Raw genomic sequence first — 16,885 nt, 5'->3', positions numbered from 1 at the left:
GGGGAACAAGAAGGCCGCCTACACCGCGACCCTCGACGCCCTCAACGGCGGCGACCCGGTCGACCCGACGCCCGATCCCACGCCGACCACTCCCCAGCCCACGGGCGGGACCGGGGCCTGCAAGGTCGTCTACGCCGCGCCGAGCCAGTGGCAGAGCGGCTTCACCGCGAACGTCCGCATCACCAACAACGGCCCGGCCGTCAACGGCTGGACGCTGAGCTGGACGTTCCCGGGCAACCAGACGGTCACGAACGCCTGGAACGCCGTCGTCACGCAGAACGGCACCCAGGTCACCGCGAAGAACGCCGCCTACAACCCACAGATCCCCGCGGGCGGCACCGTCGAGATCGGCTTCAACGGGTCGTTCAGCGGCAGCAACCCGGCACCCACGAGCTTCACGCTCAACGGCGCCGCCTGCACCGGGTGAGCACCCACGCCGTCCCGGTCACGCAGCCCGCTGACGCGGGCGACGCGGCCTGACGGCACGGCCGGCCGCCGCCCCCACCCGGGCGGCGGCCGGGCACCACCTCGTGGTCCCCGGTCCCCGGCGCGGATCCTCGCGCCGGGGACCACCCATGGGGGACGTCCTGGCCGACCCACCTCCCTCGGTGGGCACACCGGAGAGAGGCACGCATGAGAAGCACAGCACGCGCCCGGCGCGCGGTCGTCGCCGCCGGCCTGACGCTCGCGACGGCCGTCGCCGGGCTCGTCCTGACCACCCCGGCGCACTCGGCGGCGAGCACGCGCGCACCGGCCGCAGCCGCGCCCGCCGGCGGGTGCACGGTCGTCTACACCGCACCCAGCCAGTGGCAGTCCGGCTTCACCGCGAGCGTCCGGGTCACGAACCACGGACCGGCGGTCGACGGATGGTCCCTGACCTGGACGTTCCCCGGCAACCAGACGGTCACGAACGCCTGGAACGCCGTCGTCACGCAGAGCGGCGCTCGGGTGACCGCCCGGAACGCCCCGTACAACGCGCGGATCCCGACCGGGGGAACGGTGGACCTCGGCTTCAACGGCTCGTACAGCGGCAGCAACCCGGCGCCCACCGCGTTCGCGCTCGGCGGCACCCCGTGCACCGGCCCGGGTCCCGTCGTCACCCCGACACCGACGGTCACCCCGACACCGACGCCGACGCCCACGCCGACCGTCTCCCCGACGCCCACGGCCACCCCGACGCCGACCCCGACCCCGACCGCCACGGCGCCGACGGGCACCCTGCCGTCGAGCTTCCGCTGGTCGTCGACGGGCGCGATCATCTCCCCGCAGCGGGACGCGTCGCACGACCCCGTCGCGATCAAGGACCCGTCGGTCGTGTTCGCCGAGGGACGGTGGCACGTCTTCGCGTCGGTCGTCCAGAACGGCGGCTACAACCTGGTCCACACGAGCTTCGCCGACTGGTCGCAGGCCTCGTCGGCGCCCCACACCTACCTCGACCGGTCCGCGATCGGCCCCGGCTACCGCGCGGCCCCGCAGGTCTTCTGGTTCGAGCCGCACCAGCTGTGGTACCTCGTCTACCAGACGGGCGCGGGCGGCTCGTACTCGACGACGCGGACGATCTCGGACCCCTTGTCGTGGTCGGCGCCGAAGAACTTCTACGCCGAGCAGCCGCAGATCATCCGGGACAACATCGGCGACGGCTACTGGGTCGACTTCTGGACCGTCTGCGACACCGCGCGGTGCCACCTGTTCTCGTCGGACGACAACGGCCACCTCTACCGGTCCGAGACGTCGCTCGCGAGCTTCCCGAACGGGTTCACGAACACCGTGATCGCGATGGAGGACGCCAACCGCTACCGCCTGTTCGAGGCCTCGAACGTGTACAAGATCGCCGGTCAGGACACCTGGCTCCTGGTGCACGAGGCGTTCGACTCCGGCGGCAAGCGCTACTTCCGGTCGTGGACCGCGTCGTCGATCGCGGGGCCGTGGGCCGCGCTGGCGGACACCGAGGCCAACCCGTTCGCGCGGGCGAGCACCGTGACCTTCCCGGGCGGCGCCTGGACGCGCGACATCAGCCACGGCGAGATGATCCGCTCGGGCACCGACCAGACGATGGAGATCAGCGCCTGCGACCTGCGGTACGCCTACCAGGGCATGGACCCGGCCTCGACCGCCGAGTACAACGACCTGCCCTGGCGGATCGGGCTGCTGACGCAGACGAACTCGGCCTGCTGAGCGCCCGGCGGCCGGGACCGTCCCGACCGCCGCACGCACCCCAGCCCAGGACGGCCCCGAACGCCCCGACCGCCGGCACCCCGCAGGCGGTCGGGGCGTCGCTCAGTCGCCCTGGAGCGCGAGCGCCGCGCCGAGGAGCCGTGCGCCCTCGTCGAACCGGCCCGGGTCCGGCCCGGCGTACCCGAGCCGCAGGAACGGCCCGGTGGGCTCGGCGGGGAACCACTCGTCGCCCGGCGCGACGAGGACGCCGGCGCTCTCGCAGTCGCGCACGAGCCGCGCGAGGTCCGTGCCCGCGGGCAGCCGTAGCCACAGGTTGAGCCCGCCGGCCGGCACCGCGTCGAGGCTCGCGCCGGGCACGTGCTGCTCGAGCGCGCGGACCAGCAGGTCGCGGCGCGTCCCGAGCTGCTGGCGCAGGTGCCGCAGGTGCGTCTGCCACGCGGGCTGCGTCACGACGTCGAGCGCGACGGCTTGGAGGACGGGGCTGACGTACATCGACTCGGCCTGGGCGTCGGCCAGGAGCCGGTCGCGCGCCGGGCCGCGCGCGACGACCGCCGCGACCCGCACCGCGGGCGAGACGCTCTTGGTGAGCGAGCGCAGGTGGACGACGTGCCCGCCGTCGTCCCGGGCGGCGAGCGGCGTGCTGTCCCCGGTGATGGCCAGGTCGTGGGCCCAGTCGTCCTCGACGAGGAAGGCGCCGTGGGACCGGGCGACGTCGAGCACCTGCTCCGCGCGGTCGGCCGACCATCGGGCTCCCGTCGGGTTGGCGAACGAGGGCTGGCAGTACAGCGCCCGCGCCCCGGACTGCGCGAACGCCCGGTCGACGACCTCGGGGTCCGGCCCCGCCGGCCCGCTGGGCACGGGGACGAGCCGGACGCCCGCCTGCTCGGCGGCGAGGATCGCGCCCCAGTAGGTCGGTGACTCGACGACGAGCGGCCGGCCGGCGCCCACCACCGCGCGGAAGACCGCGCTGAGCCCGCTCTGGCTCCCCGGCAGGACGAGCACGTCGCCGGGCAGCGGCGGCGCCACGCCCGGGGCCGACGCCGCGCCGAGCTCGGCGGCGAACCAGCGGCGCAGCTCGGGCAGGCCGGCGACCGGGGCCCGGCTCAGCGCGACGTCGCCGCGGGCCGCACGGCCGAACGCGCCTCGCACGAGACGGTCGGGCAGCAGCGCCGGGTCCGGGTAGCCCGAGTGCAGCGCGATCGCGTCCTGCGGGGCGACGCGCAGCGCGGCGGACAGCTGCGGGCTTCTGGTCCGGGGGCTGCCGAGCGCCGCGGTCTGCCACCCGTGGTCGGGGGTCCGCGCCGCGGGCTGCGCGCGCACGAACGCCCCGACGCCCGCCCGCGTCTCGATGCTGCCGCGCGCGGCGAGCGTGCGCAGGGCCTTCTGGACCGTGACCGGGCTGACGCCGTACCGCGCGACGAGCGCCCGGGTCGGGGGCAGCCGGCTGCCGGGCGGCGCCTGCGCGACCCAGGCGGTCAGGTCCGCCACGATGCGGCCAGTGCTACCGTCGGTCATGACGAATCAGAGTAGCGCTATCGCCCCGCCCCCGATAGCGCTTCCGCCCCGGCCCGCCGGTCTCCTCTGGGGGCTGCTCGGCGTCACCGCCTTCTCGCTGACGGTTCCGCTCACGCGCGTCGCCGTCGCGGACGGCCAGATGTCGCCGCTCTTCGTCGGGGCTGGGCGCGCCGTCGTCGCGGCCCTCATCGCGGGCGCCGCGCTCGCCGTCACCCGGCAGCCGCTGCCGCGCGGACGCCAGTGGGGTCAGGTCGCCGTCGTCGCGGCCGGCGTCGTCGCCGGCTTCCCGCTCCTCACGTCGTTCGCGCTCACGTCGACCCCGGCGAGCCACGGCGTCGTCGTCATCGCGCTCCTGCCCGCGGCGACCGCGATCGTCGCGGTCCTGCGGACCCGCGAGCACGTCTCGCCCGTCTTCTGGGCCGCGACCGCCGCCGGGGTCGTGGCGGCGCTGGTGTTCGCCGCGCTGCACGGCGGCGGGCTCGGCGGGCTGCACGCCGCCGACCTCCTGCTGCTCGGCGCCGTGGCCGCCGCGGCCGTCGGCTACGCGGAGGGCGGGCTGCTGGCGCGGAGCCTCGGTGCGTGGCAGACGGTGTCGTGGGCGCTCGTCCTCGCCTCGCCGGTCATGGTCGCCCTGACGGCGACCGCCGTGCGGGCGGACGTGCCCCGGGGCGACACCGCGCAGTGGGCCGCGGTCGGCTACCTCTCGGTCGTGAGCATGTTCCTCGGCTTCGTCGCCTGGTACCGCGGGCTCGCGATCGGACCGATGACGCAGGTCAGCCAGGTCCAGCTCACCCAGCCCGTCCTGAGCCTCGCCTGGGCGGCCGTGCTGCTGCACGAGAGCGTCACGTGGACCACCGCCGTGGGCGGCGCGGCGGTCGTGGCCTGCGCCGGGATCGCCGTCCGGACCCGCGCGGGTGCTACTCCGCGCGCTCGGTCCCCGCGTGCGGCTCCGCGCTCGACGCCGCCTCGGGTGCCGGGACCGGCGTGACCGGCGGACGTGCCCCCGCGGCGGGCGGGCGGGGCACGAGCTTCTGCAGCGCCTCGGCGTCGGCGTCGGTCACCGCGCTGGCCTCGACGTTGGCGGCGGTGACGGCCTCGATGACCTCGGCCCGGTGCACGCGCACCGAGCGGGGGGCGTCGATGCCGAGGCGCACACCGTCGCTGCGCACCTCGATCACCGTCAGGACGATGTCGTCCCCGATGAGGAGGCGTTCGCCGACGCGACGGCTCAGGACCAGCATGAGTTCGACCCTACCTGCCGGAGCCCGGGGCGCTCCCGCGGAGCGTCGGGTGTCGCGCGGTCAGTCCCAGCGCGCGTCGCGCCCGAGGTGCTGGCTCAGGGCCGCGGCCCACGCGACCCGCGTCGCCGGGATGCCGTCGATCCACGCGACCGGGACGGGCAGGTCGAGGACCGTGCCGGGCTCGGTCGTCTCGAACAGGCCCCGCACCGCGAGCACGTCGACGGCCCGCTGCGCGCCGACCTCGCCGAGCCAGCGCTCGCAGTCGCGCGCCTTGTCGCGTGCGTCGACGACGCCCCACACCTGGTCGGCGTCGAGCGCCGCGAGGATCGCCGCGGCGTGGCCGCGGTCCTCCGGCTCGGGCCCGACGCCGAGCACGACGAGCGCCACGTCGCCGGACTCCCCGGACCGCGTGCGCCAGCGCTCGGCGGCGGCGGGGGTCGTGAGCCGCCGGCCGCGGCCGGGTACGTGCTCGACCTCGCCGGCGAGGACGATGCCGGCCGGCGCCTGACGCAGGCGCTCGGCGAGCTGGCCCGCGACGGTCATCGCGTCCTCGCCGCGGCCGACGACGACCACGACCGAGCCGCGCGTGCGCACGAGGTGCGGGGCGTCGGGCACGTGCGCGAGCAGCCCCGAGAGGGTCGCGGGTGCGCCCGCGGGCAGGTCGGCGAGCAGGCGCGCGGGGACGCCGAGCCGGACGAGCGCCTCGCGCGAGCCTGCCGCCGCGGGGGTGGCGACCGCGTCGATCACGGATGCGTCGATCACGGGCGCGGGGACCGGCGCCGCGGGCAGCACGACGGGGACGACCGCGTCGTCCTCCGTGCGTCCGGGGACGGCCGGCGGCGCGAGCGGGGAGAACACGCGCTCCGCGGGCGCCGGGACCTCGACGTCCGCGGGCAGCGGCTGGCCGCCCGCCATGGCCCGGACCTGCTCGAGCACCGACGCGAACGACTCGGCGCCGGTCGAGACGCGCGGCACACCGTCGTCCACCGGCACGGACCCCGCCGCGGCGCCCGTGCTGAGCGACGCCGGGTCGTCGGCCTCGGCGGCCTCCGCGGCGGCGAGGAGCGCGTCGATGCCGACCGGGCCGGCCGCCGCGGGCTGCGGTCCCTGGCGCAGCGCGCGCGGACGCGGGCGCGGAGGCTCGGGGACCTCCACGGTCAGCTCGTAGCGCTCGCGCGCGAAGAACCCCGCGACGCCGCCGGTGCGGATGCGCTCGGCGCGCACGATGCGGGCGCCCGGCCCGAACTCCTCGCGCACGTGCACCATGAGCTCGGCGAGGTCACCGCCCTCAAGAAGCAATCGCGTGGACACCGGTCACCACCCCGACGGTCTCGATCCGGATGCCGGCGCCCGTGACCTCGGAGTACGAGAGGACCGGGAGCCGCGGGAGGCCGAGCAGCACGAGCCGGTGCATCGCCGGGCGCAGGGCCGGCGCGCACACGAGCACGACGGGGTTCCCGCTCGCCTCGGCGGCGGCGACGGCGTTGCCGAGCTGGGCCAGGATCGCCTCGAGGCGCGCCGGGTCGACGAGGATCTGCGACCCCGCGTCCGACGGGCGCAGGTTCTCGACGAGCGACTGCTCGAGGCCCGGGTCGAGCGTGAGGACGCGCAGCGCGCCGCCCGCGGTGTACTGCGCGGTCAGCGCCGGGCCGAGCGCGCCGCGCGCCGCCTCGACGAGCTGCTCGGGGTCGGTCGTGACCTTCGCGCGCAGGGTGAGCGCCTCGTAGATGCGGGACAGGTCGCGGATCGCGACCTCCTCGGCGAGCAGGCCCTGCAGCACGCGCTGGACCTCGCCGAGGGACATGAGGCCGGGCACGAGCTCGTCGACCACCGACGGGTTGACCTGCTTGACGCCCTCGGTCAGGACCCGCACGTCCTCGCGGCCGAGCAGGCGCGGGGCGTTCTGCGTGATGATCGCGCCGAGGTGCGTGATGAGCACCGAGACGCGGTCGACGACCGTCGCGCCCGCCATCTCCGCGGCGTGCCGCAGCTCGGCCGGGACCCACTTGCCCGCGAGGCCGAACACCGGCTCGACGACGCTCTGCCCCGGCAGCGACCCCAGGTCGTCGCCGAGCGCGAGCACCCGGCCACCGGGCGCCTCGCCGCGCCCGACCTCGACGCCCGCGATCCGCACGACGTACGTCGCGCGCGGCAGGTCGACCGAGTCGCGCGTGCGGACCGGCGGCACGACGATCCCGAGGTCCATCGCGATCTTGCGGCGCAGCCCGCGCACCCGCACGAGCAGGTCCTGGTCCGGGCCCGAGCCGACGAGGTCGACGAGGTCGGGCGCGAGCAGGATCTCGAGGGTGTGCACGCGCATCTGCTCGATGAGCTGCTCGGGGCTGTCCGCGGACGGCGCGACCGCCTCCGCGGCGACCTGGACCTCGCCCGCGGCGGCCTCACGCTTCTCGGCGGCACCGAGCCGCTGCGCGGCGATCAGCAGGCACGCGCCGACCAGCACGAAGGGCGGCTTGGGCATGCCCGGCAGCAGCGCGAGGCAGATGGCGCCGACCCCGGCGATGAGCAGCGCGGGGCGGCTCTGCAGGAGCTGCTTGGACGCGGCGGACCCGAGGTCGCCCTCGGCGGTCGCGCGCGTCACGACGATGCCGGTCGCGACCGAGAGCAGCAGCGCGGGGATCTGCGTGACGAGGCCGTCGCCGATCGTCAGGAGGCTGAACCGCTCGAGCGACTCGGGCGCCGACATGCCCATCTGGACCATGCCGATGACGAAGCCGCCGACGAGGTTGATGACCGTGATGATGATGCCCGCGATCGCGTCGCCCTTGACGAACTTCGAGCCACCGTCCATGGCGCCGTAGAAGTCGGCCTCGGCGGCGACGTCGGCGCGGCGGCGGCGGGCGGTGTCGTCGTCGATCAACCCGGAGTTGAGGTCCGCGTCGATCGCCATCTGCTTGCCGGGCATCGCGTCGAGGGTGAACCGCGCCCCGACCTCGGCGACGCGGCCGGCGCCGTTGGTGATCACGACGAACTGGATGACGACGAGGATCAGGAAGATCACGAGCCCGATGACGAGCGAGCCGCCGACCACGAAGTGCCCGAACGCGTCGATGACCGCGCCCGCGTACCCGTCGCGCAGCACGAGGCGCGTGCTCGCGACGTTGAGCCCGAGCCGGAACAGCGTGAACACGAGGATGAGCGACGGGAACACCGAGAAGTCGAGCGGGCGCCGCACGTACATGCTCGTCAGCAGGATGACGAGCGACGCGGTGATGTTGACGGCGAGCAGCACGTCGAGCATCGCCGCGGGCAGCGGCACCACGAGCAGCAGGACGATGCCCACGACGCCCGCGGGCACCGCGTACTGGGTGATCGACCGGTTCTTCATGCGCTGACCTTCCGGGGTCATGAGGTCGCGCCCGCGGTCGCGGACGGACGGGGTTCGGGGGTCGACGGGCTCGACGGGCTCGTGGACGGGGCGCCGCGGGCGGGCCGGCGGCGCGGGTTCGCGGCCTCCGGCGGGAGCTCGCTCGGGCCGGTGGGCAGGCGGTGCTGACCGAGCGCGGCGCCGCGGCGACGCAGCGCCATGACGAACGCGAGGATGCGGGCGACCGCCGTGTACAGGTACTCGGGGACCTCCTGGCCGACCTCGCACGCCGCGTGCAGCGCACGGGCGAGCGGGATGTCCTCGACCATCGGGACGCGCTTGTCGGTCGCCTCGGCACGGATGCGCGTCGCGACCGCCCCGGCGCCCTTCGCGACGACGCGCGGTGCGCCGGTGCCGGGCTCGTAGCGCAGCGCGACGGCGACGTGCGTCGGGTTGACCAGCACGACGTCGGCGTCGGCGACGGCCGCCATCATGCGGTTGCGGCTCATCGCCATCTGCTTGGAGCGGATCGCGCCCTTGAGCAGCGGGTCGCCCTCGGTGCGCTTGTTCTCGTCCTTGATCTCCTGCATCGACATCCGCGTCTGCTTGCGGTTGCGCTTCATGACGACGATCACGTCGAGGACCGCGAGCGCCACGCCCGCCACGATGCCGCCGCGCAGGAGGTCGGTCACGCCGCCCTCGGCGACGCCGAGGAGCTGGCTCACGGAGAGCTGGCCCGAGCCCATCAGGACGGGGACGAGCGCCTGGACGCCGGCATAGAGCACGAGGCCGACGACCGCGGTCTTGAGCAGCGTCTTGGCGCCCTGCCACAGCGACTGCCCCGACACCATGTTCTTGACGCCCTTGAACACGTTGAGCTGCTTCATGTGGACCGTGACCTTGCGGGGGTGGATCCCGCCCTGGCCCGCGGCGACGGCGATGGTCACGACGACGACGAGCGCGAGGATCGGCAGCAGCGTCGTGCCCATCGAGCGGCTCGCGTCGGCGAGCGCCTGCACCGCGAGCGCCGGCTCGGGGTTCGCGGCGACGTCCCGCACGGCCGTGAGCTGCGCGACCGCGGCGTCGCCCCCGCGCTCCAGCACCATCGGCAGCGCCACGGCGGCGGCCCCGAGGCCGACCCAGGCCGACAGGTCCTGGGACCGGGAGAGCTGGCCCTTCTTGCGGACCTCCTTCATCCGCTGCGGGGTGGCCTTCTCGGTCTTCTCCCCGCCGTCCCCGCCGCTCATGCGGACACCCCGAGGACGGTGCGCACCGCGGTCGAGACGAGGCCCTCGATCTGCCCGGGCATCGCGAGGTACGCGAAGCCGGCGAACGTGACGGTCATCAAGATCTTGAGCGGGAAGCCCAGCGCGAACGCGTTGAGCGCCGGCGAGACGCGCGTGAGGAGCCCGAGCCCGACGTCGGTGAGGAAGAGGATGACGACGAGCGGGCCTGCGATCTGCAGCGACGCGAGGAACATCTGCGTGAGGCCCTCGGTGACGGACCCGGCCATGACCCCGAGGTCCAGCGTCGCGCCGAGCGGCAGCGCGTCGAACGTGCGGACGAGGCCCGCGAGCACCATCTGGTAGCCGTTCGTCACGAACAGCAGGACGAGCGCCGTGAGCTGGTAGAGCCGCGCGAACTGGGCGCCGCTCGTCATCTGCATCGGGTCGAACGCCGCCGCCATCTGGAAGCCGCCGAACAGGTCGATCAGGGTGCCCGCCGCCTGGACCGCGGAGAAGACGAGCGCGACGAGGAAGCCGAGCCCGCCGCCGATCACGACCTGCACCACGAGGTCGCCGACGAACGCGGGCGTCGACGTGGGCGCTCCCCCGGCGGCCTCGAGGCGCGGGGTCACCGCGAGCGCCAGCCCGAGCGCGAGCATCGCCTTGACCTGGCCCGGGATGGCACGGTGCGCGAACGGCGGCGCGATCACCAGGAACGCGGCGATCCGCACGCTCGCGAGCATCGCGGTCTCGACGGTCGCGAGCGGCAGCGTCATGCCCAGCGGCTCCACGGCGTCAGCCGCCCAGCAGCGCGGGGATCCGCGCGTACAGGTCGTTCGTGAAGGAGACGAGCTCGGAGATCATCCAGTGGCCCGAGACGAGCAGCGCGGCCGCGGCGGCGAGCGCCTTGGGCACGAAGCTGAGCGTGACCTCCTGGATCTGGGTGATCGACTGCAGCAGCGACACGACGAACCCCACGACGAGCGCGGTGACGAGCACCGGGGCGCAGAGCTTGGCCGCGAGCACGAGGGCGTCGAGCCCGATGTCGAGGACGGCGTTGGTGTCCACGCTCAGCCCCCGCCCATGTACGAGCCGATGAGCGCGGTGACGACGAGGCCCCAGCCGTCGACGAGCACGAACAGCAGCAGCTTGAACGGCAGCGAGACCATGACGGGCGGGAGCATCATCATGCCCATCGACATGAGCGCCGAGGAGACGACGATGTCGATCACGAGGAACGGCACGAAGACGACGAACCCGATGATGAACGCGGCCCGCAGCTCCGAGAGCATGAACGCCGGGATCAGCGTGAGCATCGGGACGGCCTCGGGGCTCTCCGGGTTGGGCTGGTCCGCGGCGCGCGTGATGAGCGCGAGGTCCGACTCCCGGGTGTGGTCGAGCATGAAGTCGCGCAGCGGGCCCGAGCCGACGTCGACGGCCTGCGTGAACGTGAGCTGGCCGGCGAGGTAGGGCTGGACGCCGAGCTCGTTCACGTCGCCGACGACCGGCGCCATGATGAACAGGCTGAGGAACAGCGCGAGGCCGGCGATGACCTGGTTGGGCGGGACGCCCTGGAGGCCGAGCGCGTTCCGGGTCAGGGCCAGGACGACGAAGATCTTCGTGAAGCTCGTCATCATCAGGAGCAGCGCCGGCACGACCGAGAGCAGCGTGATCGCGAGCAGCACGACGATCGAGCTGCTCGGCGTGCCGTTGACGCCGTTGATGTCGACCGACACCGTGTCACCCGCCGAGCCGCCCGGGTCGACCGGGGCCGTGGGGGCGGCCGGCTGCTCGGGCGGGGTCGGCGCGGCGTCCGCGGAGCCCGCGCCGACGAGCAGCAGCACGAGCGCGAGGGCCGCGACGAGCAGGAGCACGACGGCGCGACGGCGCGCGGGGGTCAGCGGCACGACGGCGGCGCGGGTGGCCGCGGCGGCGCGCGGGGCGGTCGGGTTCACCGGCGGACCGTGCGTTCCTGGAGCGAGGTGACGGCGCGGCGCCACGTCGCGGGCGACAGGATCGAGCCGTCGAGGGCCGAGCCGGCGGCCTGCGTCGGGACCGCGGGCGCCACCGGACGGGCCGGGACGGGCGCGGCGGTTCCCGGGGCGGGAGCCGTGGAGCGGGCGGCGGCGGGCGCGGCGTCGTCCGCCGGGGCGCCCGCGGGGTCGGCCACCGGGACGGCGGCGGCGGGTGCCGTCGAGGACGCCGCGGCGGGGGACGTCGATGCGCCGGCGAGCAGGGCGTCGATGTCGAGCGGGGCACGCAGCAGCACGTCGCCCGCCGCGGGCGGCGTCACCGGGACGTCCGCGGGCACCGCGGCGGCGGTCGGGCGGCCACCGCGGCGCGCCGCGACGAACGCCGTGAGCGAGGCGGGCAGCGCCGTCCCGGCCGGCCGGGTCGCGACCTCACGGCCGGACGCGGGCGCGGTGTCGAGCACCGGGGCGAGCTCGGTGAGCATCGTGACCTGCTGCTCGCCGTAGCCGAGCAGCAGGCGGCGGTTGCCGACCGCGAGCACCGCGACGCCTGCGTGCCGGCCGAGCGACTGCCGGCCGACGACCTGCAGCGACGGCCCCGCGGGCAGACGGCGGCCCGGCGTCGCCCCGACCTTGCGCGCGACGACCCAGATCAGGCCGACGACGCACAGGAGCGAGACCAGCACGCGCAGCAGCAGCACGGGACCGTCGTCCATCAGAGGGTGCCCTGCTCGCCCGCGACGATCTCCGTGATCCGGATGCCGTAGTCCTCGTCGACGACGACGACCTCGCCGCGCGCGACGAGCCGGCCGTTGACCATGATGTCCGCCGGGCTGCCGGCGGCGCGGTCGAGCTCGAGCACCGCGCCGGGCGTGAGCTCGAGGACCTGCCGCACGGGCAGGCGCGTCCGGCCGAGCTCGGCCGTGAGCGTCATCTCGACGTCGTAGAGCACGTGCATGCTGGCCCGCTGCGCCGGGACGCCGGGGACCTGCACGACCGCGCTGGGCTCGGCGCGCACGCGCAGCGCGAACCAGGCCTGCGCGACGCCGTCGCGCTCGAGGGCGAACAGCAGCGCGTCGTCGGCGACCGCGGTCCCGGCCGGCTCGGTGCGGGCCGAGTCGAGCACGCCGGCGCCGAGCACCGCGCACGCGCCCTCGAGCGCCGGGCGCAGCGCGTCGGCGAGCGCGAGCGGCGCACCGCCCTCGGCGCCCGCGAGCAGCGCACCGGCGACGGCCTCCTCGGCGACGAGCACGAGGTCCGCGCTCGGCGAGCCGACGAACGACGCGACGACGGCCGTGGCGGTCGGCGCGGGACCCGTGCCGGGACGCGCCGGGACGGCCGTCAGCGGGGTGGTCGCGGGCACGAGCCGGGCCACCGCGGTCGCCGCGGCGAGCGCGGTGTCGGTGAGCGTGGCGGTGGGGTTCATCAGTGGTTCTCCTCGACGGTGACGACCATGCAGGCGAGCCGGGAACCGTTGTTCCCGGCCGCGGCTCGTGCGAGCACGACCCCGTCGACGACCACGTCCAGCGGCTTCGTCGTGGGGTGGGACAGGGGCAGGACCTCGCCGACGGTGAGGCCGAGGACGTCGCGGGGGCTGACCGTGACGGGCGCGAAGCGCACCGAGACGTCGACCGGGACCTCCTGCACCGCGGCGTCGAGCTCGACGAGGGCGAGGGCGTGCGCGCGGCGCTCGTCGGCCGTCCGGGCGTCGGTGCCCTCGTTGGCGCGCAGCGACGCGAGCAGCAGCTCGGCGGGGAGCATGAAGGTCGCGGTGTCCTCGCGCTCCCCCGACGCGAGCGTGAACGTCGCGACGAGGACCGAGTCGGACGCGCCGACGGCCTGGACGAACTGGGGGTTGTACTGCACCGAGCGCACGCTCACGTCGAGCGGGAGCAGCGCGGCGAACGCGTACGACAGGTCGCCCAGCGCGTGCTGCAGCAGGTCGCGGACCAGCGTCAGCTCGATCTCGGTGAGCTCGCGGCCCTCGCGCTCGTCGCCGACGCCGTTGCCGCCGAGCAGGTAGTCGATCCACACCATGAGCGCGCTCACGGGCATCTGCACGACCGCCGTCTGGCGGGTCTGCTCGACCGTGCACAGCACCATCGCGGTCGTCGAGGGCAGTGCCCGGACGTACTCGTCGTAGGAGAGCAGCGCGACGCCGTCGAAGGTCACGCCGGACATGACCCGCAGGCGCGCGGTGAGCTGCGTGCCCCACTGGCGGGCGAACGTCTCGAAGGCCATCTCCAGCAGCCGGGCGTGCTCGCGGGCGAGCGTCGTCGGCCGGCGGAAGTCGTACGCCTCGGGCTCGTGCGCGCGGTTGCGCCGCTGCGCAGGGCGCACTGAGGTGGCTGGGGTGTCCTGGACCGTCACGAGAGCACTCATCGGCGGTCCGCGCCGGGATGTGAGGAACTCGTTGAGCCGGCTGGGTGAACATCTCCGCCCACGGCCCGTCCTGGGCCGACGCGTACGACGGAGCGGTGCGGCGCCCTCCATGGCGCCCCGAACGACCCGGCTGTGGCAGCCGGGGGCAGCAGCGGTGCTACTGCGTGACGTAGTTCGTCAGGTAGAGGTCCATCACCTCCCCGTGGTAGGCCTCCTCGATCTCGGCGAGCAGCTCGGCCTTGAGCGCGTCGCGGGTCGCGGGGTCGGAGACGGCCGCCATGTCACGGCCGGAGAACTTGGCGATCATCAGGTCGACGGCCTTGGACGGGTCCGGCTCGCCGTGGCCGCCCGCGTCGATGGTCATCTGCAGCCCGAGGCCGATGCGCAGGTAGTGGCCCGCGGCGAGGTTGACGCTGATCGGCTCGACGGTCAGGACCGCGCCCGGCTCGGGCTCGGGCTCGGCGTGCGCCTCGCCCTCCGTGGCGTGACCGGGCCCCATCAGGAAGTACCAGGCGGCGGCGCCGCCGAGCACGAGCACCGCGGCGAGCACGATGATCAGGAGCTTCTTCTTCCCGCCCTTCGCGGGGGCCTCCTCCTCGGCGGGGGCCGGCGTCTTCGCGCCGATCTTGCCGGCCGGGTTGCGGGCCCCGATCTTGCCGGGGGACGACATCACACGCTGCTCGATGGGCATCTCTACCCCTCCGTTCCGAGGACGGCCGGCAGCAGGTTGCGGACCTGCTCCGGCGCGCTGCTGAGGATGACGAGGTCGACACGGCGGTTCGCCGTGAGCGCCTCGGGGCCGTCGCCCGCCACGAGCGGGCGGGCGTCGCCGAAGCCGACGGCCATGATGCGGTTCGCGGGCATGCCGTCGGCCTCGACGAGGTGCCGGAGCACCTGCGTCGCGCGGTCGGACGACAGCTCCCAGTTGGTCGGGTAGCGGCCGGACACGGGCACGGTGTTGGCGTGCCCCTCGACCGAGACGTTCTCCGGGATCGCGACGAGTGTCGGGCCCGAGACGTCGAGCACGCGCGCCGCGGTCGGCGTGAGCACGGCGCTCGCGGCGGCGAAGAACACGTCGTCGGCCACGAGGCCCATGACGAGCCCGCGCTCGTTGATGCGGAAGCGCACGGTGTCACCGAGCCCGTTCGCGGCGAGCTGCGCCGCGAGCTGGTCGCGCAGGCCCTGGAGCCGCGCCGCCTCGGCCTGCGCGGCCGCGAGGACCTCGGGGTCGACCCCCGGCGGGTCCGGGTCGGCGGCGACCCGCGGGGGCGACGGGTTCGCGCCCTGCTGGCCGAGGCCCGCGTCCGCGTTCACCATCCCGGCGGTGCCCTGGGCGGCCGACGTCTTCGGCTCGATGCTCTGGCCGTCGAGCGTGCCCGACGTGCCGTCGAGGATCGACGGGTTCGAGCTCGTGTTGAACCCGGCCGCGAGCGAGTCGCGCAGCTCGACGTACTTCTGCTGGTCGACCTGGCTGATCGCGAACAGCACGATGAACAGCGCCATGAGGACCGTGATCATGTCGGAGTAGCTCACGAGCCAGCGCTCGTGGTTGACGTGCTCCTCCTCGTGGCCGCCCTTGTGCCTCCGCCGGGGCGCGCTCTTGGTGGCGTGCGCGCTCGAGCCGTGGCTCGACGTCCCGCCCTTCGGGCGCGTCGCGGCGGGGGCGCTCACGCCGCTGCCTCGCTCGGGGCCTGCTCGGGCAGGAGGCTGCGCAGGCGCTCGCCGACCAGTCGCGGGTTCGCGCCGGCCTGCACCGCGAGGAGCCCCTCGACGGTGACCTCCATCTGCGTGCACTCGAGGTCCGAGATGCGCTTGATGCGCGCACCGATCGGCAGCCACACGACGTTCGCCGAGAGGATGCCCCACAACGTCGCGACGAACGCCGCCGCGATCGAGTGGCCGAGGGCCGAGGGGTCGGACAGGTTCTCGAGCACGTGCACGAGCGAGATGACCGTGCCGATGATGCCGATGGTCGGCGCGTAGCCGCCCATGTCGGCGAAGTACTTGGCGTGCACGCGGTCCGCGGTGCGCTTGGTCGCGATCTTGTCGTCCAGGATCGTGCGCAGGTCCTCGGGGTCGGTGCCGTCGATCGCGGCCTGGAGCCCGCTGCGCAGGAACTGGTCGTCGATGTCGCGCGCGGCGTCCTCGAGCGCGAGCAGGCCCTCCCGGCGGGCCCGGTCGGCGAGGTCGACGATCGTCTCGACCGCGGCGGCCGGGTCCGGGGCCTTGCTGCGCATGGCGCGCGGGACCGCCTTGAACGACGCGACGACGTCCTTCATCGTGTGGCCGGCGACGCCGACCCCGATCGTGCCGACCCAGACGAGCAGGAGCGGCGCGGGCAGGAAGATGGACATCGGGTCGGCGCCCTCGAGGAGCAGCGCGCCGAAGATCGCGCCGAACGCGACCACGATGCCGATGAGGCCGGCGGGATCCATCAGCGGTTCCCCCTCGGGCGGATCGGGACCGGCTGGGCGAGGGGCGCGTCGTGCGCACCCGTGCGCGGTGCCGGGGTGGCGGTGCGCGAGCCGACCTCGTGGAGCGGCGCGTGGGTGGCGTCGGCGGCGGGACCGGTGTGCAGGTCCTGCGCGCGGGCCAGGAGCTGGGCGCGGTGCTCGCGGATCGAGTCGATGACCTCGGCCATCGACTCCTCGACGATGTACTTCGTGCCGTCGATGAGGGTGAGGATGGTGTCCGGGGCGCTGTCGATGCGCAGCAGCAGGTCCGGGTTCACCCCGAACTGCGGCCCGTTGAGGCGCGTCACGACAATCACAGCCACCGTCCCTGGTTCTCTTCGTCGTCCGGCCCGTCCATAGGCCTTGTCGTCGTTCTCTGCCCTGATCGGCACGGGGTCCCGCTTTGTGAGGCGTCCCGCCCGGGGGCTGCCCGGCGACGCGCGCCTCCTACGCGCGCGGCCGTCCGTCCGTCCGGGGTGCGCGCGCGCGGTCTCACAGGAGGGCCGCCTCGCGCGTGAACAGAAGTTGACCGCGGCGTCACACGCCGCGCGCGGACCGGCAACGTGCGTCCGGTGTGCTGGCACCGCCCGCACCGGCC

Annotated in this window: 18 protein-coding genes; 3 read left to right on the top strand and 15 right to left on the bottom strand. The window is 74.7% G+C overall.

Annotated features, from left to right (window positions below; all coding sequences use genetic code 11):
- Together CCE01nite_RS20595 and CCE01nite_RS20590 are read left to right on the top strand one after the other, a co-directional pair.
- Positions 1-427, top strand: a 427-nt coding sequence (locus tag CCE01nite_RS20595; protein ID WP_174774720.1) for a cellulose-binding domain-containing protein, incomplete at its 5' end; no start/stop codon positions are given.
- A 206-nt stretch (positions 428-633) separates the two neighbouring features.
- Entirely contained in the window at positions 634-2,175 is a 1,542-nt protein-coding gene (locus CCE01nite_RS20590) for a glycoside hydrolase family 62 protein (protein WP_141372944.1), read from the top strand.
- 102 nt (positions 2,176-2,277) lie between these two features.
- Here CCE01nite_RS20590 and CCE01nite_RS20585 read toward each other — a convergent pair whose 3' ends face one another.
- Positions 2,278-3,690, bottom strand: a complete 1,413-nt coding sequence (locus CCE01nite_RS20585; RefSeq protein WP_141372943.1) for an aminotransferase-like domain-containing protein — start codon at positions 3,688-3,690, stop codon at positions 2,278-2,280.
- On the opposite strand from CCE01nite_RS20585, the gene CCE01nite_RS20580 reads away from it, so the two are divergent.
- Positions 3,689-4,678 (top strand): DMT family transporter, encoded by a 990-nt coding sequence (locus CCE01nite_RS20580; protein WP_141372942.1) that lies wholly within the window; start codon positions 3,689-3,691, stop codon positions 4,676-4,678. The two genes, CCE01nite_RS20585 and CCE01nite_RS20580, sit on opposite strands and share 2 nt — an antisense overlap.
- On the opposite strand, the gene csrA is transcribed toward CCE01nite_RS20580, so the two are convergent.
- From csrA to CCE01nite_RS20510, 14 genes are all read right to left on the bottom strand, one after another.
- On the bottom strand, positions 4,608-4,931 hold the full coding sequence (gene csrA, locus CCE01nite_RS20575) for a carbon storage regulator CsrA (RefSeq protein WP_141372941.1): 324 nt from the start codon (positions 4,929-4,931) through the stop codon (positions 4,608-4,610). The genes CCE01nite_RS20580 and csrA overlap by 71 nt on opposite strands.
- Positions 4,932-4,991: 60 nt before the next feature.
- Positions 4,992-6,242 carry a hypothetical protein gene (locus CCE01nite_RS20570; RefSeq protein WP_141372940.1) on the bottom strand — a complete coding sequence of 417 codons (1,251 nt, stop codon included), beginning with the start codon at positions 6,240-6,242 and terminating at the stop codon, positions 4,992-4,994.
- Complete coding sequence (locus CCE01nite_RS20565) at positions 6,220-8,277, bottom strand: flagellar biosynthesis protein FlhA (RefSeq protein ID WP_141372939.1); 2,058 nt, start codon at positions 8,275-8,277, stop codon at positions 6,220-6,222. Before CCE01nite_RS20565 ends, CCE01nite_RS20570 begins: the two co-directional genes overlap by 23 nt.
- A 17-nt stretch (positions 8,278-8,294) precedes the next feature.
- Positions 8,295-9,503, bottom strand: a complete 1,209-nt coding sequence (locus CCE01nite_RS20560; protein ID WP_141372938.1) for an EscU/YscU/HrcU family type III secretion system export apparatus switch protein — start codon at positions 9,501-9,503, stop codon at positions 8,295-8,297.
- Entirely contained in the window at positions 9,500-10,258 is a 759-nt protein-coding gene (locus CCE01nite_RS20555; protein ID WP_174774719.1) for a flagellar biosynthetic protein FliR, read from the bottom strand. The genes CCE01nite_RS20560 and CCE01nite_RS20555 overlap by 4 nt, the downstream gene beginning before the upstream one ends.
- A 19-nt stretch (positions 10,259-10,277) precedes the next feature.
- On the bottom strand, positions 10,278-10,550 hold the full coding sequence (gene fliQ, locus CCE01nite_RS20550) for a flagellar biosynthesis protein FliQ (protein WP_141372937.1): 273 nt from the start codon (positions 10,548-10,550) through the stop codon (positions 10,278-10,280).
- 2 nt (positions 10,551-10,552) lie between these two features.
- The gene (gene fliP, locus CCE01nite_RS20545) at positions 10,553-11,437 is read right to left on the bottom strand and encodes a flagellar type III secretion system pore protein FliP (RefSeq protein ID WP_371861066.1); all 885 of its coding nucleotides are present in this window, start codon (positions 11,435-11,437) and stop codon (positions 10,553-10,555) included.
- The gene (locus CCE01nite_RS20540) at positions 11,434-12,168 is read right to left on the bottom strand and encodes a flagellar biosynthetic protein FliO (protein ID WP_141372936.1); all 735 of its coding nucleotides are present in this window, start codon (positions 12,166-12,168) and stop codon (positions 11,434-11,436) included. The genes fliP and CCE01nite_RS20540 overlap by 4 nt, the downstream gene beginning before the upstream one ends.
- Positions 12,168-12,878 (bottom strand): flagellar motor switch protein FliN, encoded by a 711-nt coding sequence (fliN, locus tag CCE01nite_RS20535; protein ID WP_141372935.1) that lies wholly within the window; start codon positions 12,876-12,878, stop codon positions 12,168-12,170. Before fliN ends, CCE01nite_RS20540 begins: the two co-directional genes overlap by 1 nt.
- Positions 12,878-13,834, bottom strand: a complete 957-nt coding sequence (locus CCE01nite_RS20530) for a flagellar motor switch protein FliM (RefSeq protein ID WP_141372934.1) — start codon at positions 13,832-13,834, stop codon at positions 12,878-12,880. The genes fliN and CCE01nite_RS20530 overlap by 1 nt, the downstream gene beginning before the upstream one ends.
- Before the next feature lie 157 nt (positions 13,835-13,991).
- On the bottom strand, positions 13,992-14,525 hold the full coding sequence (locus CCE01nite_RS20525) for a flagellar basal body-associated FliL family protein (protein WP_141372933.1): 534 nt from the start codon (positions 14,523-14,525) through the stop codon (positions 13,992-13,994).
- A 2-nt stretch (positions 14,526-14,527) separates the two neighbouring features.
- The gene (locus tag CCE01nite_RS20520; RefSeq protein WP_281282416.1) at positions 14,528-15,505 is read right to left on the bottom strand and encodes an OmpA/MotB family protein; all 978 of its coding nucleotides are present in this window, start codon (positions 15,503-15,505) and stop codon (positions 14,528-14,530) included.
- Positions 15,502-16,269, bottom strand: a complete 768-nt coding sequence (locus CCE01nite_RS20515; protein ID WP_141372932.1) for a motility protein A — start codon at positions 16,267-16,269, stop codon at positions 15,502-15,504. Before CCE01nite_RS20515 ends, CCE01nite_RS20520 begins: the two co-directional genes overlap by 4 nt.
- Positions 16,269-16,610: a flagellar FlbD family protein gene (locus CCE01nite_RS20510; protein WP_246056800.1), complete on the bottom strand. Its 342-nt coding sequence runs from the start codon at positions 16,608-16,610 to the stop codon at positions 16,269-16,271. Before CCE01nite_RS20510 ends, CCE01nite_RS20515 begins: the two co-directional genes overlap by 1 nt.
- Positions 16,611-16,885: the final 275 nt, after the last annotated feature.

It is taken from the genome of Cellulomonas cellasea (assembly GCF_006538745.1).
In the GTDB taxonomy this organism is placed as follows: domain Bacteria; phylum Actinomycetota; class Actinomycetes; order Actinomycetales; family Cellulomonadaceae; genus Cellulomonas_A; species Cellulomonas_A cellasea.
This window is presented reverse-complemented; position numbering and strand designations above follow the sequence as displayed.

What these genes read in the sequence shown, in the direction of transcription:
- CCE01nite_RS20530 (WP_141372934.1), bottom strand. Translation starts at nt 13,834, where the DNA reads ATGAGTGCTCTCGTGACGGTCCAGGACACCCCAGCCACCTCAGTGCGC.
- CCE01nite_RS20590 (WP_141372944.1), top strand. Translation starts at nt 634, where the DNA reads ATGAGAAGCACAGCACGCGCCCGGCGCGCGGTCGTCGCCGCCGGCCTG.
- CCE01nite_RS20560 (WP_141372938.1), bottom strand. Translation starts at nt 9,503, where the DNA reads ATGAGCGGCGGGGACGGCGGGGAGAAGACCGAGAAGGCCACCCCGCAG.
- CCE01nite_RS20555 (WP_174774719.1), bottom strand. Translation starts at nt 10,258, where the DNA reads ATGACGCTGCCGCTCGCGACCGTCGAGACCGCGATGCTCGCGAGCGTG.
- CCE01nite_RS20565 (WP_141372939.1), bottom strand. Translation starts at nt 8,277, where the DNA reads ATGAAGAACCGGTCGATCACCCAGTACGCGGTGCCCGCGGGCGTCGTG.
- CCE01nite_RS20540 (WP_141372936.1), bottom strand. Translation starts at nt 12,168, where the DNA reads ATGGACGACGGTCCCGTGCTGCTGCTGCGCGTGCTGGTCTCGCTCCTG.
- CCE01nite_RS20585 (WP_141372943.1), bottom strand. Translation starts at nt 3,690, where the DNA reads ATGACCGACGGTAGCACTGGCCGCATCGTGGCGGACCTGACCGCCTGG.
- CCE01nite_RS20515 (WP_141372932.1), bottom strand. Translation starts at nt 16,269, where the DNA reads ATGGATCCCGCCGGCCTCATCGGCATCGTGGTCGCGTTCGGCGCGATC.
- csrA (WP_141372941.1), bottom strand. Translation starts at nt 4,931, where the DNA reads ATGCTGGTCCTGAGCCGTCGCGTCGGCGAACGCCTCCTCATCGGGGAC.
- fliN (WP_141372935.1), bottom strand. Translation starts at nt 12,878, where the DNA reads ATGAACCCCACCGCCACGCTCACCGACACCGCGCTCGCCGCGGCGACC.
- CCE01nite_RS20525 (WP_141372933.1), bottom strand. Translation starts at nt 14,525, where the DNA reads ATGCCCATCGAGCAGCGTGTGATGTCGTCCCCCGGCAAGATCGGGGCC.
- CCE01nite_RS20580 (WP_141372942.1), top strand. Translation starts at nt 3,689, where the DNA reads ATGACGAATCAGAGTAGCGCTATCGCCCCGCCCCCGATAGCGCTTCCG.